Source organism: Sinomonas terricola (genome assembly GCF_034931225.1).
GTDB lineage: Bacteria > Actinomycetota > Actinomycetes > Actinomycetales > Micrococcaceae > Sinomonas > Sinomonas terricola.
In genome coordinates this window covers 891,141-905,542 of sequence record NZ_JAYGGQ010000001.1, presented here as the reverse complement: position 1 = coordinate 905,542, position 14,402 = coordinate 891,141, and the positions used below count along the sequence as shown (strand labels likewise).

Sequence of the window (14,402 nt, the reverse complement as noted above, 5' to 3'; positions counted from 1 at the left end):
CCGAACATACTCGGACTTCCAAGTAAGTTCCAGAGGCTGGACAGGGCGCCGGTCCTGCCTCGCACGTGAGGCTGTCACGAGAGGATGGTGCCCCGTTCTAGCCGGATGACATGGTCAGCTGCCGCGATGTCGGCACGATCATGGGTGACGCACAAGACGGCGATGCCCCGACTGGCTTCCTCTGCGAGGATGGTGCGGGCACGGGCTTGGCTTTCGGTATCAAGCCCCGCGGCGGGTTCGTCAAGAACGAGGATCTCGGCGGAGCGAGCGAGACCTTGGGCGATCAGGACCCGTTGGCGCTGGCCTCCGGAGAGGGCGAAGAACGGGCGCCGCTCAAAGCCGTCCATCTCCACCCGGGCGATCGCATCGCCCACGATTCGCGCGCGCTCGCGTGCGGAGCGGGGACCACGGCCACGCCGCCGATCACCCCAGGTGCCCATCGTGACCACGTCACGGACAGTGACACAGAGCGTTTCGGGCACCGCGGGCCGCTGTACGACGAGTGCGACATCCTCGGCACGTTCGATGACTCCTTCAAGGGGGCTGCGGACGCCTGCGAGCAGTTCCACGAGGGTGGACTTTCCCGCACCGTTGGGACCCGTCAACGCCGTCACGGCACCCCACGGGACATCCACGGTGACCTTCTCGAGCACCTTGCTGCCACCGAAGGCGTAGGAGAGACCGCTTGCTTGGATCGCTGGACGCACAGGGTTCATCCTCAGGCTCATCCTTCGTTTTGATAATGATTCTTATTAATCCTAGACTCTGGATCATGCCCTTGCCTGCCGATCCGCCCGTCGCCGACTTTCTCGTGCGCGCTCTGACCGGCGGGGTGCTGGCCGCGCTGATCTGCGGGGTGGTGGGCACGTGGGTGGTGATCCGCGGGATGGCCTTCTTCGGAGAAGCGATCGGCCACGGGATGTTGCCCGGAGTTGCCGCTGCAACGGTGTTCGGCATGCCCGTCTTGGTCGGCGGCGCACTCAGCGCGGTCGCCATGAGCGGATTGATTGGGCTACTCCAGCGGCGCGGTCGGCTCTCGTATGACACGAGCATTGGACTTCTGTTCGTCGGGATGCTCTCGCTCGGCGTCATCGTCGTCTCGCACTCGCGCACCTTCGCCACAGACGCCACAGTGATGTTGTTCGGAGACATTCTTGCCATCGGCGCGAGCGAGATCATGGTGCTCGCGGTCACGGCCGCACTGACGATCGCGATCGCCGCTGCCTTCCATCGCTCGTTCATCGCCGTAGCGTTCGACGCGCGGATCGCCCGAGCTCTCGGGCTCCGACCACAACTGGCGAAACTCCTTCAGGTCGGGCTGGTCACGCTGGCGGTCGTGGCGTCGTACAAGGCCGTGGGATCACTGTTGGTGGTCGGTCTCCTGCTTGCACCAGCCGTAGCGGCCAGTCCGTGGACGACCCGGATTCCCCTCCGGATGTGCGCAGCAGTGGGGTTCGGAGCCGCCGCCGTTGTTCTCGGCCTCGCCGTCTCCTGGTACGCGGGCACCGCCGCGGGGGCCTCGATCGCCGCGTCGGCCATCCTCCTCGCGTGCTGCTCGGCGGCCACGCATGGGCTCTGGGGCCGCCTCTCGTGCCGACACTCTGCGCGCCACGACCGAACTCATCTGTTGATCGACCGCAAGAGGGAAAAGCACTCATGAATCCTCGACGTATCGTTGCCGCGCTTCCCGTGCTGGCGCTCATCGCCTTGTCGGGATGTTCGAACGCCGCTTCGTCCGGCCACGTCTCGCCGAGCTCGGCCGCGCCGTCTGGAGCCGCACCGTCTGGGGCCGGGCACGGGGCGGTCACTGGAGCGTCGGAAGTTGCCGAACCACAGCTCCACCTCGTGGCCATCGACAGCACTGGCAACGTCGGGATGCTTGACCTGCTGGCGAACGGCGAGACAAAGATCGGCAGGGTCGAGGCTCCGTCGACCATCGCGACTGATGGCCGTTATGTGTTTGCCACGACCTCGAAAGGGGTCGAGATCGTCGACAGCGGCGTGTGGACGTGGGATCACGGGGACCATTTCCATTACTACCGGGCTACGCCAGCGCTGCTCGGAACCGTCGGTGGCGGTGGCGCACCAGCCGTCTCGACCAGCATGCTCTCCACCGCCGGTGGCACTGGCCTGTTCTTTCCTGAATCGGGTGAGGCCGTGCTCCTCGACAACGCTTCCCTCTCCCGGGGAGAAGTCAGGGAGAAGTTTCGGATCGAGCTGCCACGTCACAAGGGACTCGTTGTCCCGGTTGGTAACGGTGCAGTCGTGACCACTCCGGGTACCGAGGGAAGGCGGACGGCGTTGCAATACTACGACGCCGACGGCAAGCCGCTGGAGGGGGCACGGGTCGATTGCCCCGACGCTCGTGGCAGCATCGCGACCCGCATCGGCGCAGTGGTGGGCTGCGCGGACGGCGCCGTGCTGATCACCGAGCAAGGGGATGCGCCGACGCTCGAGAAAGTGCCCTACCCGGATGCGGCGTCAGCCGGTGCAGCCATAGAGTTCGATGCACGCAAGGGGCGCCCGACTGTGGCGGGGTTGGGCGGATCCTCCGGAGTGTGGCTGCTGAGCACGCGCCAGCGCTCCTGGCACTGGCTGCCGACCCCAGTCCCCATGGTGCGTGCCACCGCCGTCGACGACGAGAAAGGGCACGTCGCCACCCTCGATGCCGAAGGCCGAGTGCACATCTATCTCGCGAAGACCGGCGAAGAGGTCGCCGTGACCGAACCGCTGCTGCCGAAGACCATCTCGACTTCGTCATCACTCGAGACAGTGAGCCTGACGGTCGACGCACAACGGGCCTATCTCAACGCTCCTGCCGATGGTGTGGTCTACGAAATCGACTTCGCCGACAAGGCCCGCATCGCTCGGACGCTCTCACCTTCGGTGCAGCCGGCATTCATGGCGGAGACGGGTCGATGAGGCGTCTCCTCGCCCTCGCGCTTGTGGTGTCTGGCGCGGTCCTGTCGGGCTGTGCCCCAACCCGCGCGGCTGACAAGCCCCACATCGTGGTGACCACCAACATCCTCGGGGACGTCGTGCAACAGATGGTGGGCGACGACGCCGAAGTGACAACGCTCATGAAGCCGAACGCAGACCCACGCTCGTTCGAGATCTCCGCGCAGCAGGCCGCCCGGATAAGCGAGGCGGATCTCGTCGTCGCCAACGGCCTTGGTCTCGAAGAAGGTCTCCAACAACATCTCAACCGCGTGGCCAAGGCAGGCGGAAAGGTATTTGCCGCCGGAGACCATCTCAAGCCACTTCCCTATTCATCCGGTGACGCCGCCGGAACCCCAGACCCGCATTTCCGGACGGACCCAGCGCGAATGACCGACGTTGTCAACGCGTTGGAGGAAGCCCTTTCCGGCATCAAGGGCATCGAGCAGCCTGCGGTTGCGGAGCGCGCCGCCACTTACCGCAACCGGCTCGAGCAGCTCGATCGCGAGATGGGAGAGTCATTTGCCTCGATACCATCCGCCCAGCGCGCCCTCGTCACCAATCACCATGTTTTCGGCTACCTCGCTGATCGTTTCAAATTCCGGGTGATCGGCGCTGTGATTCCCGGTGGCACCACCCTCGCCGCGCCCAGCGCCGCAGACCTCCACTCGCTCGCCGAAGCGATCAAAGACGCCGGGGTGCCGGCGATCTTCGCCGAGTCCTCGCAACCCGACCGGCTCGTTCAGGTGCTGGCCCGAGAGGCCGGCATCGACGTCGACGTCATCGCCCTCTACACGGAATCCCTCTCCGAACCCGGCCAAGACGCCGAAACCTATCTCGCGATGATGCGCACGAACACCAATCGAATAACAACCGCTCTCACCAAAACGACCACCCACCAGAGAGGAACGCTATGAAGAGATCAGGATCCGTGCGCGTTGCAAGCGCCGCAGCCACCGTTGCGGCAGCGCTAGCCCTCAGTTCTTGTGCAAGCTCAGCGCCAGGAAGCCCGTCGAGCTCGGGGTCGGCGACAGCCGAGACAACCGGAAGGGTGGCCGTCGCCTACAAGAACGGCATCGCGGTACTCGACGGCAAGACCCTCAAGGTCGTCGAGACCTTCTCGACCGAGGATTTCACCCGAGTCAACGGCGTCGGCGACGGGCGGAACGTGCTCGTCACAACCTCGAAGGGGTTCCAAGTCCTCGACACCGCGAAACCTGCGCTCACTGACACCGTCTTCAAGGCCACCAGCCCCGGCCATGTCGTGCGCCACGCCGATCGCACCATCCTCTTCGACGACGGAACGGGCACCACCACGATCTTCGGCACTGACGCGCTTCTCAAGAGCGGAGGCGCGCTGCCCGAGACAGAGACGTACAAAGCGGCGGCACCACACCACGGTGTGTCGATTCAGCTCAAGGACAGTACCCTCCTCACCACAGTCGGGGACAAGACCGGGCGCACCGGCGCCGCGGCCCTCCGCCCCAACGGCGAGAAGTGGGACAAGGTATCCGAGAACAGCCAGTGCCGCGGAATCCACGGCGAGGGGGCCGCGGCCGACGAAGCCGTCGTCTTCGGCTGTGAAGACGGCGCACTCCTCTATCACCGCGGCACGTTCGAGAAGTTCACAGCCCCGGACAAATTCGGCCGCATGGGCAACGCCTACACGTCGGAAACAAGCCCCATCATCGTGGGCGACTACAAGAGCAACCCGGATGCGGAGGGGTACCTGCTTAATGCGGTCACTCTAATCGACACGGCAAAACACGCCTACAGGGTCGTGAACCTACCCAGTGACGTCCGGTACACATGGCGCGACATCGCGCGAGGCTCTGATGGCCTCGCATACATCCTGTCGACCGACGGATCGATCCACGTGCTCGACCCGTCGTCGGGAGAAATTGTCAAGAGATACCCGGTGATTTCACCGTGGGAGGGTCCCTCCCATTGGCAAGACCCCCACCCCGCAATCGCCGTGAAAGGCACCACTGGCTACATCACGGAACCGGCCACCAGCACGGTTCACGCGATTGACCTCACGACCGGCGCCGATCTCGGGTCGGTCAAGCTATCCGCGGCACCGAATGAAATCACCGTGGCTCAGCACTGACCGGCCAAAGCCTCACGCGATGCGGTCGAAGAGGCTCGCGAGCTCCTCCGTGAGGGCCTTGACGAGGGAGGGGTTTGCGCCGATCGGCTTGCCGTCGATGTGGTTCACGGGCGTGAGGAGCCGCACCGAGGAGATGAGCCACACTGCATCGGCGTCGAACAGATCGTCCGGCTCGAGCGGCCCGTAGCCGAGCTCCCACCCGGCCTCCTTCGCGGCCGCGAAGAGCGCGCCCTGCGAGGTGCCCGGCAGGATTCCCGAATCGAGCTGGGGGGTGACGAGCCGCTTGAAGGTGACCCGGCCGTCGTCGTCCGTTTCCGCGTGGGCGACCAGCACGGTCGAGGTGGGCCCCTCGAGGACCTTGCCGTCGCGGGAGGTGAAGATGACGTCGTCGGCGGCGCGGTCGTGGGCGTAGCGGAGCGCCGCCATGTTGACGGCATAGCTGAGCGTCTTGGCCCCGAGCAGGAGCCATGGCGCGCGCTCCGCGAGGTCCGAGTCGTAGCCGCGGTCCAGGAGGAGGACGTCGATGCCGTGCTCGCGCTGCCGCTTCGCCGAGGGCGCGGGCGGGAACGCGGCGACCCAGCACGTGGGCACATGCGTGCCCTCGACGCCGCGCGTCGCGACGAGCCGCACCACAACCTCGTCGAGCACCCCAACGGTCTCCTGGTACTCCGCGAGTGCCGTCACGATCGCACGCTCCCACTCCTCGTGCCCGGGGACGTCGAGGTGCATCATGCGGGCGCTCGAGGCGAGGCGCGCGAGATGGGCCGGGAGCTTGCGGACGTGCCCGTCGAGGACGAGGAGGGTCTCGAATACACCGTCGCCGCGGTTCACTCCTTGGTCCGTCGCGTAGAGCGTGGGCTTGCCGGCGTCCTCGATCCGTCCGTCAGGGTGGGCAGGATCGAGGAACACAAGCACCGTCTGAGTCATACGGACAGCTTAGGCTGTGGCCATGCTCTTCCAGCTGCCGCTTGTGGGGGTCCTGCCCAACTGGATGACGTTCCTGCTCGCGGTCGTCGATCTCGTGATCCGCGTCGCAGTCGTCGGCATCATCCCCGGCAACCGGCGCCCCACGACCGCCATGGCGTGGCTCCTTGCCATCTTCTTCATCCCGACCATTGGACTTCTCCTCTTCCTCATGTTCGGGAATTTCCGACTGTCCCGGAAGCGGCGCGAGCAGCAGCGGGAGGTCGACGAGCAGGTGCGCGCCCTCGTAGAGTCCGACGGCGGCGACTCCACCTCGGCGTTCGCGGGCGCGGAGTGGCTGCGCTCGGCGTCGAAGCTCAATCAGCAGCTCGGCTCGCTGCCCATGGTGGACGGCAACTCCGTGCGCCTCATCCCGGGCTACGAGGACGCGCTCGCGGCCATGGCCGAGGCGGTCCGCGGCGCGACGAGGTTCGTCAACGCCGAGTTCTACATCATGAGCTCGGACGAGGCGACGGACGAGCTCCTCACCGCCCTCGAAGAGGCCGCCGAGCGCGGCGTCGAGGTGAGGCTCCTGTTCGACCACATCGGGACGGCGCGCATCCGCGGGTACCGGGGGCTCCTGCGCCGGCTCAGGTCCTCGGAGATCCAGTGGCGGCGCATGCTCCCGCTCCTCCCGATCCTCGGCCAGTGGCGTCGGCCGGACCTGAGGAATCACCGCAAGATCCTCGTGGTCGACGGCGAGGTGGCCTTCACGGGCTCGCTCAACCTCATCGAGCGCTCGTACCGAAACCCGCGGCATCGCCGGGCGGGGCGGCGGTGGGTCGAGCTCATGGCCCGCCTCGACGGGCCCGCCGTGACGACGCTCAACGTCGTCTTCGCGACGGACTGGCTCGGCGAGACCGGGCAGCTCCTTGCTGAGCAGATGGAGCCCGCGGCCGCCGCGGGCACGGTGCCCGCCCAGGTGGTCCCGAGCGGCCCCGCGTTCGCCAACGAGAACAACCTGCGACTCTTCAACACCCTCATCTACTCGGCCCAGCACCGCCTCTCGATCTGCAGCCCCTACTTCGTGCCGGACGATTCGCTCCTCTACGCCGTGACGACGGCGGCGCAGCGCGGGGTCCATGTCGAGCTGTTCGTCTCCGAGCAGGGCGACCAGTTCCTCGTGCACCACGCCCAGCAGTCGTACTACGAAGTGCTGCTCGCCGCGGGCGTGAAGATCTACCGCTATCCGAAGCCGTATGTGCTCCACGCGAAGCACTTCACCGTCGACGACGACGTGGCCGTCCTCGGCTCCTCGAACATGGACATGCGTTCGTTCTCGCTCAACATGGAGGTCTCGCTCATGCTCCCGGGCGCCGGTATTGTCGCCCAGATGCGGCAGGTCGAGGACCTGTACCGGAAGGTGAGCCTGCCGCTCGACCTTGACGCATGGCGGAGCCGCTCGATCCTGAGCCGCTACATCGACAACGTCGCGCGGCTCACGGCGACCGTGCAGTAACCCCGGCGGTCAGTCCGGGAACTCGGCCCCGAGCGTGCTCAGCACCGCGAAGGCCTTCGCCCGGATCTCGTCGTGCTCGGCGTCGGGATCCGAGTCCGCGACGACGGCGCCGCCCACCCCGAGCGTGAGCCGCATCGAGCCGTCGTCCGCGCTGTGGGCGACGAGCGTCCGGATGACGACCGAGAGGTCGGCCGCGCCCGTCCGCGAGAAGTAGCCGATGGCCCCGGAGTAGACGCCGCGGGGCCCGGATTCGAGCCGGTCGAGGATGTCCATCGTGCTGATCTTGGGCGCGCCCGTCATCGACCCCGGAGGGAATGCGGCCGCGACGGCCTCGGCCCTCGATGCGTCGGGGCGCAGCCGTGCGTCGACCGTGCTCACGAGCTGGTGCACGGTGGCGTACGTTTCGACTGCGAAGAGCCGTGAGACGGAGACGGACCCCGGCACGGCGAAATGGCTCAGGTCGTTCCGCAGGAGGTCGACGATCATGAGGTTCTCGGCCTGGTCTTTGGGACTCGCGGCGAGTTCGGCGCGCACGCGCGCGTCCTCGGCAGGGTCGGCGTCCGGCGACCGGCGGCGGGTGCCCTTGATCGGCTCGGCGCGGAGCCCGCCGTCGTCCGTGAGGCTCAGGAAGCGCTCGGGGGAGGTGCTCGCGACGGCGAGCGCCCCGAAGCGCGCGAACGCGGCGAACGGCGCAGGGCTGCGGCGCCGCAGGGCGCGGTAGGCGAGCCATGGGTCCACGGCCGAGGCGGGGGCCAGGTCGGCCTCGAGCGTCGTCGTGAGGCACACCTCATAGGTGTTGCCCTCGGTGATCTCGGACTTCGCCTCCCGCACTTTGCGGCGATACACCTCCGCGGAGTCGCGGGCCGCGAAGAGGGGCGCATCCCCGCTGGCGGCCGGCGTGGGGTCGGAGGAACGGGTCGCTTCGTGCGCGGCGCGCTCCGCGTCGTCGAGCCACGCGGCGGCGTCCGGCGCGTCGAGCGCGAGGAGCCAGGTCTCGCCGAGCTCGTGGTCGAGCACGACGGCGCGCGCCGCGAACACGAGCTGCGCGTCGGCGAGCGGCACGCCGCCGTAGGACCCGACGCTGACGTCGTTCCCGCCGCACTCGCGCTTGAGCTCGTACCCCAGGTAGCCGAGCCAGCCGAGCGCGAACCCGCACTCGAGCCCTGCCACGCCGGCGCGCGGGACGGACAGGCGGCCCCACGCGGCGTCGAGCCACCGGAAGAAGGGCTGCTCGAAGAGGGCCGTGGCCGGGGTGCCCGACCCCGGGCCGAACGTGACTTCCGTGCGCCCGCTGCGGTGCGCCATGTGCCTCCCGCGGATGCCGCCGTCGTCCGCCATGATGCTGAAGCGGCTGCGCCGCCCGGAACCGACCGCGCCCGCGTCGGACGAATCGAGCCACACCGCGTGGGACGACGCGCCGAAGAGCGAGCTGAAGAGCGCCTCGGGATCGGGGGAGGCCGCGAGCCGCCGGGCCGAGACGGCCCTGGACTCTCGGGCCGCGCGCTCCGGCGCGAGGGCCTCGCGCAGCGCGGGGAGCTCGGCGAGCGCGTCGATGACGCGGGCCGTCGCCCCCTCGGGCCGGTCGGTGCCCGCCCCGGCGAGGACGGTGACGGCGGCGGCAGACGGGACGTCGTCGGCCGCGAGCCACGCGTCTTCCTGCGCCGCCCAGTGATCCCAGTGCGGCGCGTAGGTCTCGCCATCCCGCGCGAGGGCGCGCCGCCTGCGGTCCTCGGCTGGGGCCTCGACCCACACGACGGCGTCCGCGAGGGCGCGCAGTGGCGCGGCGCCCGCACCCACGCCTTCGAGGACGACGACGTCGGCCGGCTCGGTCCAGCGTTCCTCGCCGTCCGCGTCGGCGAGCCAATCCCAGGCCCGCCAGCGCGCGGCCTCGCCGCCGCGGAGCGGGCCCAGCGCGGCGTCCGCGCATCGCCGGATGCCTTCGGCGAGCCCATCCCATCCGGGGTAGAAGTCTTCGAGGTGGAGCAGAATGACAGAGCGGTGCTCGCGGAGGGCCGCGGCGAGCTCGACCGCGAGGGACGTCTTGCCCGCGCCCGAGCGACCGTCGACGGCGATGACGGCGGGGCGCGTCAGCTGGCCGCGGGTCACGCCTCGGCGAGGGCTGGCGGCCGGCGCGTGAGTTCGGCCCGGACGTGCTCGACGACGCCAGGCACGGCCGCGTCGATGAGCTCCCAGGTCAGCTCGAAGTCGCTCTGATCGCCGAACCACGGGTCTTCGATGCCTTGGTCGAGGTGGTCGAGCCGGGCGACGGCGGGATCGAACTCGCGCAGCATCCGCACCTTGTGCTCGGTGCCGGCCGGGGCTAGTTCACGCAGGTGCCCGTAGTGGTCCACGTCGAGGGCGAGGATGAGGTCTCGCTCGTCGAACCATTCCGGGCGGAACTTGCGGGCCACGTGGGCGTGCGAGTGGATGCCGTGCGCGTCGAGGACGCGTGCGGCGCGCGGGTCGATCGGCCGGCCGACCTCGTAGCTGGTGGTGCCCGCCGAATCGACAAGTGCGCGGTCCGAAAGGCCGGCCGCGGCGAAGGCATCGACGAGCATGAACTCGGCCATCGGCGAGCGGCAGATGTTCCCGGTACAGACCGTGATGATCCGGTAGGGGCTCGCCGTCGAGTTCATGCGACTAAGCATAGGGTCCGCGGGGAGCGGAGCCGGAATCCGTGGCGAAAAATGAAAGCGCTTAGACAACGGCGAGCAGCACGCCGACACCCACGAAGAGGGCGCCGAAGATGCGGTTGAGCACGCGCTGGCCGCGCTCGTCTCGCGTGAACCGCTGGAAGCTCTTGGCCGCGAGGGCGAAGAAGAACCACATCACCACGATGTCGACGCCGACGATCGTCGCGCCGATGACGGCGTACTGGCTCCACAGCGGAAGTTCTGGCCGCACGAACCCCGGAATGAAGGCGAGGAAGAACACGATCGCCTTCGGGTTGAGGAGGTTGACCCACAGGCCGCGCTGGAACATCGAGAACGCCGGCTCGTTCTCGAGGGCCTGGGCAGCCTCTTGGGTGACGTCCGGCCGGCGGAGGAACTGCCGGATCCCGAGGTACATGAGGTACGCGGCACCGAGGTAGCGGATCACGTTGAACGCGATCGGGGAGCTCGAAACGAGCACGCCGAGGCCTGCTGCGACGATGGCCAGGTGCACGACCAGGGCTGCCTGCTGCCCGAGCACACCCCAGATCGCACGCCGGAAGCCCGCGTTGAGCGAGTTGCTCATCGTGTTGATGGCACCGGCGCCGGGGGTGAAGCTGATGAGGAGGCAGGCGCCCAGAAGGGCGGCCCAGATCGAAAAAGGCACCCTTTCAGGTTACGGCCGTCCATGAGGTCACTCACCTACAGGACGTCGAGGGGGCCCTACCACAGGACGTCGAGGCCGGGGAGGGCCAAGAAGGCCGGGTCCGCCGTGACGAGGGTGTAGCCCTCGACGAGCGCCTGCGCCGCGATGATCCTGTCGAATGGGTCGCGATGAAACCACGCCAGACGGCCCGCTTCGAGAGCGTGGCCGCCCGTCACCGGAAGCTCCTCGGAGACGAGGGCGAGGATGTGCTTCTCGTACCCGGTGAGCAGTCCGTGGAGGTCAGGGAGCTTGCCGATTCGGCGCTTGTTCGCGAGCTCATACCCCGAAACCGCGGAGGCCAGGAGTGGAGAGCCGCGTCTTGGCGTCAAGGATGTTGTAGGTCCCTATGTTGATCAAGCCTACTTGGTCAATGCCCGTGGCAGAACCAGCTCCGGAAGATCTCATGCCTCGACGCTACGGTGCGGGACCCCGCGGAGGGGGAGCGGCGCCGTCGTATGTGGATGACTCGCTCGGAAGCGTTGTGGAGGGGAAGAGAGAGCCGTCAGGCCCGCCCGATCACCTCGCCGTTCGGGATGAGGAACCAGCCGTCGGAAGAGGAGCCCCAACGGTGCCAGCCGGCCGCGATCCTCTCGAGGTCCGCGCGTTCGGCGAATCCGTACGCGATCGCCTGCTCCGCGAACGCCGAGTGCAGCACGCGCTCGCTCCACACGCGCGCCTGCCACGTGCGCTGCTGGGGCGTCGCGTAGAGCCAGTTGCTGCTCGACGGCGCGACGTCGGTGAAGCCGGCCTCCTGCATCCAGCTCACGAGGCGGCGCCCCGCGTCCGGCTCCGCGCCATTGCGCCGGGCAATCCGCTGGTAGAGCTCCATCCACTCGGCGAGCTCGGCGATCTCGGGGAACCAGCTCATGCCGTGGAAGTCGGCGTCTCGCACGGCGACAATGCCGCCGGGCTTCGCGACGCGCCGCATCTCGCGCAGGGCCGCGACGGGGTCCGTGAGGTGCTGGAGCACCTGGTGGGCGTGGACGACGTCGAAGGACTCGTCTTCGAGGTCGAGGTCGTAGACGTTCCCGACGGCGAAGCTCACGTTCTCAACCCCGCGGTCCTCGGCGAGCGCGCGGGCCTGGGCCACGACGTCTTCCGAGCGGTCGAGGCCGAGCACCTCGCCGGGCGCGGCGAGCACCGCGAAGTCGCACGTGATGCTCCCGGGCCCGCAGCCGACGTCGAGCACGCGGAGCCCCGGGACGAGGTGGGGGAGCACGAAGGACGCCGAGTTCTCGGCCGTCCGTGCAGCATGCGCCCGCACGACGCTCTCGTGGTGCCCATGCGTGTAGACATCGTCGGGAGTGCTCTGCTGGCCGTCCATGGCACCACGTTACGCGCCCCGCGGTTCGGGCTCGTGACAGACGCGACAGGCCCCTGTGATCCTGGCAACGGGAGACCGTGACCTTCGCAATGGGAGACCGTGAGCTTGGCTACGAAAGCAGCAGTCCAGGGAAAATTCACTACCCTACCGCCCTAAGCTTGAAGAGACAAGCATCCCGACGACTCTCCGGGATCCACCTGCGGGCAAGGGCGCCCCAAGGCAGCGAAAGGAGCACTTCCATGACCGTTCTCGCCACGAGCCTCCGCACCCGCCGCAAGGGCCTCTTCAGCCGCCATCGCGCCATCCCCCTCGGCGAGGACATCCTCCTCGCGCGCCACGGAGACCGCATCCACCGCTTCGCACACGATCGCCGCAACCGCCGCACGGTCGCCGTGCTCGTCGACGGCACGACCGACCACGCCCCGAACGCGATCGCCCCGGCCATCACGCCGGCCGAGCGCCTTTCGCTGCAGCTCCACGACTTCCGGAACGATCTCGCGCCGGTCACGAAGCAGGACCTCAGGGTCCTCGGGTGGGCGACGGCCGCGTGGGCGGTGGCCTCCGCGGTGTTCATCGCCTTCGTCGTCGCGGTCGGCATGGCGAGCGGGCCCGAGATCTTCAGCCAGGCATCGGCGCTCTACTCCGCGTACTGACCTATCCGCGCGCTGGCCTACTCCGCGCACTGACACACTTCAGGTATTGAGACCGCCGTCCCGGCCGCGTCGTTAGGCTGGATCGGTGACCACACCCGAGCCCACGCCGTCGTCCGTCGATCCCGGCTCGGCGGAAGCGGCCCCCGCGCTCGGCCTGTGGAGCCCGCACCTCGCGCTGCTCGTCGCCGCGACGTACTTCATGGAGTTCCTCGACGGGACCGCGCTCTCGACGGCCCTGCCCGCCATCGGCGCGGACTTCCGGGTGGTTCCCGCGGACGTCAACGTGGCCATGACGGCGTACCTCGTCGCCGTCGCGATGGGGATTCCGTTCAGCTCATGGCTCGCGGAACGCTTCGGATCGCGGCGCGTGTTCTGCTCGGCGATCGCGGTCTTCACGCTCGCGTCCCTCCTGTGCGCGCTCAGCCCGAACCTCGGCGCGCTCACCGCGTTCCGGGCGCTCCAGGGGTTCGGCGGCGCGATGATGGTGCCGGTCGGCTCGCTCGTCGTGCTGCGCGGCACGCCGAAGGCCCAGCTCCTCAAGGCGACCGCGTACCTCGTGTGGCCGGGCCTTCTCGCCCCCGTGATCGCCCCGCTCGTGGGCGGCGCCCTGACCCAGTACCTCTCGTGGCACTGGATCTTCCTCGTGAACCTTCCCCTCGGCCTTGCCGCGTTCGTCGTCGCGCTGCGGCTCGTGCCGCGCGGGGGAGCGGACAGCGAGCGGCGGCTCGACTGGCCCGGACTCGTGCTCACGACGGCGGGGGTCGCGGCCGTCGTCGTCGGCCTCGAGCTCTTCTCCGAGGGGCGGCCGGCGGCATGGGCGACGGCGGCGCTCGCCGTCGGGTTCGCGGCCCTCGGGGCGGCCGTGGGGTGGATGCGCCGCGCCCGGCGCCCGCTGTTCGACTTCCACGTGCTGCGGGTGCGCACGTTCCGCGCGACCCAGACGGGCGGCTTCGTCTACCGGCTCACGATCATGGCCGTCCCATTCCTCCTGCCGCTCCTGTTCCAGGATGGCTTCGGCTGGGACCCGGTGCATTCGGGGCTTCTCGTCGCGTCGGTGTTCGTCGGGAACATCGGGATCAAGCCGACGACGACGCCGCTCATCCGGCGCTTCGGCTTCAAGCCGGTGCTCGTGGTCGCCGCGGCGGTCTCGGCTGCGACGTTCGCGGCCTGTGCCCTGCTCACTCCGGCCACCCCTGATCTCCTCATCGCGGCGCTCCTGCTCGTCTCCGGTGCGTTCCGCTCGATCGGCTTCTCGGCGTACATGACGGTCCAGTACTCGGACGTCTCGGGGGCGCAGCTGCCGAGCGCGACCGCGATCGCGAACACGCTCGTGCAGCTAGCTGCAGCCCTCGGGGTCGCCGTCGGCGCGCTCCTCGTCCGGGCCGGCGCCGCGTTCGGCCCGGTCGGCGCGGACCACGCGATGCCGTATCGCGTCGCGTTCGTCGCGATTGCCGTGCTCATGCTCGCGAGCGTTGCCGACAGCCTCTTCCTCCCGCGCCACGCGGGGACCGAGGTGAGCGGGCGGCGCTGAGGCGGGCACGCGCCGTCGTCCGCGCGGGGAAGTTGAGCGCACCTCACTCAACTTCATTTGACATCCGA

Annotated in this window: 14 protein-coding genes; 7 read left to right on the top strand and 7 right to left on the bottom strand. The window is 68.6% G+C overall.

The window, feature by feature from the left end:
• Positions 1-74 precede the first annotated feature (74 nt).
• Positions 75-716 carry a metal ABC transporter ATP-binding protein gene (locus SPF06_RS04410; RefSeq protein ID WP_323277705.1) on the bottom strand — a complete coding sequence of 214 codons (642 nt, stop codon included), beginning with the start codon at positions 714-716 and terminating at the stop codon, positions 75-77.
• 56 nt (positions 717-772) lie between these two features.
• Between SPF06_RS04410 and aztB the strand changes: the two genes are divergently transcribed.
• The 4 genes from aztB to aztD all read left to right on the top strand — a co-directional run bounded on the left by aztB (position 773) and on the right by aztD (position 5,047).
• Entirely contained in the window at positions 773-1,660 is an 888-nt protein-coding gene (gene aztB / locus SPF06_RS04405; RefSeq protein WP_323277704.1) for a zinc ABC transporter permease AztB, read from the top strand.
• Between the two features lie 185 nt (positions 1,661-1,845).
• Positions 1,846-2,922 carry an ABC transporter gene (locus SPF06_RS04400; RefSeq protein ID WP_323277702.1) on the top strand — a complete coding sequence of 359 codons (1,077 nt, stop codon included), beginning with the start codon at positions 1,846-1,848 and terminating at the stop codon, positions 2,920-2,922.
• Complete coding sequence (gene aztC / locus SPF06_RS04395) at positions 2,919-3,854, top strand: zinc ABC transporter substrate-binding protein AztC (RefSeq protein ID WP_323277701.1); 936 nt, start codon at positions 2,919-2,921, stop codon at positions 3,852-3,854. The genes SPF06_RS04400 and aztC overlap by 4 nt, the downstream gene beginning before the upstream one ends.
• A gap of 134 nt (positions 3,855-3,988) precedes the next feature.
• Positions 3,989-5,047, top strand: coding sequence for a zinc metallochaperone AztD (gene aztD, locus SPF06_RS04390; protein WP_323277700.1), 1,059 nt, complete (start codon positions 3,989-3,991; stop codon positions 5,045-5,047).
• 12 nt (positions 5,048-5,059) lie between these two features.
• Here the strand turns inward: aztD and SPF06_RS04385 are convergent, their stop codons facing one another.
• Positions 5,060-5,974 carry an aminodeoxychorismate lyase gene (locus SPF06_RS04385; protein ID WP_323277699.1) on the bottom strand — a complete coding sequence of 305 codons (915 nt, stop codon included), beginning with the start codon at positions 5,972-5,974 and terminating at the stop codon, positions 5,060-5,062.
• A gap of 22 nt (positions 5,975-5,996) precedes the next feature.
• Between SPF06_RS04385 and cls the strand changes: the two genes are divergently transcribed.
• Positions 5,997-7,469, top strand: a complete 1,473-nt coding sequence (cls, locus tag SPF06_RS04380; protein WP_323277698.1) for a cardiolipin synthase — start codon at positions 5,997-5,999, stop codon at positions 7,467-7,469.
• A 9-nt stretch (positions 7,470-7,478) separates the two neighbouring features.
• On the opposite strand, the gene pabB is transcribed toward cls, so the two are convergent.
• The 5 genes from pabB to SPF06_RS04355 form a co-directional block, all read right to left on the bottom strand.
• A complete protein-coding gene (gene pabB / locus SPF06_RS04375; RefSeq protein WP_323277697.1) occupies positions 7,479-9,575 on the bottom strand; it encodes an aminodeoxychorismate synthase component I in 2,097 nt (698 codons plus the stop codon).
• A complete protein-coding gene (locus SPF06_RS04370; RefSeq protein WP_323277696.1) occupies positions 9,572-10,105 on the bottom strand; it encodes a low molecular weight protein-tyrosine-phosphatase in 534 nt (177 codons plus the stop codon). Before SPF06_RS04370 ends, pabB begins: the two co-directional genes overlap by 4 nt.
• Before the next feature lie 61 nt (positions 10,106-10,166).
• Entirely contained in the window at positions 10,167-10,787 is a 621-nt protein-coding gene (locus tag SPF06_RS04365; protein WP_323277695.1) for a LysE family transporter, read from the bottom strand.
• A gap of 56 nt (positions 10,788-10,843) precedes the next feature.
• A complete protein-coding gene (locus tag SPF06_RS04360; protein WP_323277694.1) occupies positions 10,844-11,155 on the bottom strand; it encodes a type II toxin-antitoxin system VapC family toxin in 312 nt (103 codons plus the stop codon).
• 173 nt (positions 11,156-11,328) lie between these two features.
• Positions 11,329-12,150: a class I SAM-dependent methyltransferase gene (locus tag SPF06_RS04355; RefSeq protein WP_323277693.1), complete on the bottom strand. Its 822-nt coding sequence runs from the start codon at positions 12,148-12,150 to the stop codon at positions 11,329-11,331.
• Between the two features lie 239 nt (positions 12,151-12,389).
• Here SPF06_RS04355 and SPF06_RS04350 point away from each other — a divergent pair, with 239 nt between their 5' ends.
• The gene (locus SPF06_RS04350) at positions 12,390-12,803 is read left to right on the top strand and encodes a hypothetical protein (protein WP_323277692.1); all 414 of its coding nucleotides are present in this window, start codon (positions 12,390-12,392) and stop codon (positions 12,801-12,803) included.
• Between the two features lie 154 nt (positions 12,804-12,957).
• Positions 12,958-14,334, top strand: coding sequence for an MFS transporter (locus SPF06_RS04345; RefSeq protein ID WP_323277796.1), 1,377 nt, complete (start codon positions 12,958-12,960; stop codon positions 14,332-14,334).
• Positions 14,335-14,402 lie beyond the last annotated feature (68 nt).